Origin of the sequence: Mycetohabitans sp. B3 (genome assembly GCF_021498065.1) — a bacterium.
GTDB lineage: Bacteria > Pseudomonadota > Gammaproteobacteria > Burkholderiales > Burkholderiaceae > Mycetohabitans.
The window spans coordinates 1-1,176 of record NZ_JAHLKN010000063.1 but is presented as its reverse complement, the minus strand read 5'-3'; the positions used below and the strand labels follow the sequence as shown (position 1 = coordinate 1,176).

The 1,176-nt window shown below is 62.6% G+C and carries 1 protein-coding gene; it reads left to right on the top strand.

The window, feature by feature from the left end:
- Window positions 1-1,176 (top strand): elongation factor Tu (tuf, locus tag KQH55_RS15535; RefSeq protein ID WP_235091596.1); only part of this gene is annotated, 1,176 nt, incomplete at its 5' end.

Sequence of the window (1,176 nt, the reverse complement as noted above, 5' to 3'; positions counted from 1 at the left end):
TTTGAACGGACCAAGCCGCACGTGAACGTGGGCACGATCGGTCACGTTGACCATGGCAAGACCACGCTGACGGCGGCGATCGCGACGGTGCTGTCGTCGAAGTTTGGCGGCGAAGCGAAGAAGTACGACGAGATTGACGCGGCGCCGGAAGAGAAGGCCCGTGGCATCACGATCAACACGGCGCACATCGAGTACGAGACAGAGCAGCGTCACTATGCGCACGTGGACTGCCCGGGTCACGCGGACTACGTGAAGAACATGATCACGGGTGCGGCGCAGATGGACGGCGCAATCTTGGTGGTGTCGGCCGCAGACGGCCCGATGCCGCAAACGCGTGAGCACATTCTGCTGGCGCGTCAGGTGGGCGTGCCGTACATCATCGTGTTTCTGAATAAGTGCGACATGGTGGACGACGCAGAGCTGCTCGAGCTGGTGGAAATGGAAGTGCGCGAGCTGCTGTCCAAGTACGAGTTCCCGGGCGACGACACGCCGATCATCAAGGGCTCGGCGAAGCTGGCGCTGGAAGGGGATAAGGGCGAGTTGGGCGAGGCGGCGATCCTGAGTCTGGCCGATGCGCTGGACACGTACATTCCGACGCCCGAGCGTGCGGTGGATGGCACGTTCCTGATGCCGGTGGAAGACGTGTTCTCAATCTCGGGTCGTGGCACGGTGGTCACCGGGCGCGTGGAGCGCGGGGTGATCAAGGTCGGCGAGGAAATCGAGATTGTGGGCATCCGTGACACGACGAAGACGACGTGCACGGGCGTGGAGATGTTCCGCAAGCTGTTGGACCAGGGCCAGGCCGGGGACAACGTGGGTATCCTGCTGCGAGGCACTAAGCGCGAGGATGTGGAGCGTGGTCAAGTGCTGGCCAAGCCGGGCACGATCACGCCGCACACGCACTTCACGGCGGAAGTGTACGTGCTGAGCAAGGATGAAGGCGGGCGCCACACGCCGTTCTTCAACAACTACCGGCCGCAGTTCTACTTCCGCACGACGGACGTGACCGGCTCGATCGAGTTGCCCAAGGACAAGGAAATGGTGATGCCGGGTGACAACGTGTCGATCACGGTCAAGTTGATCGCGCCGATCGCGATGGAAGAAGGCCTGCGCTTTGCGATCCGCGAAGGCGGCCGTACCGTCGGCGCCGGTGTCGTCGCCAAAATCATCGAGTAA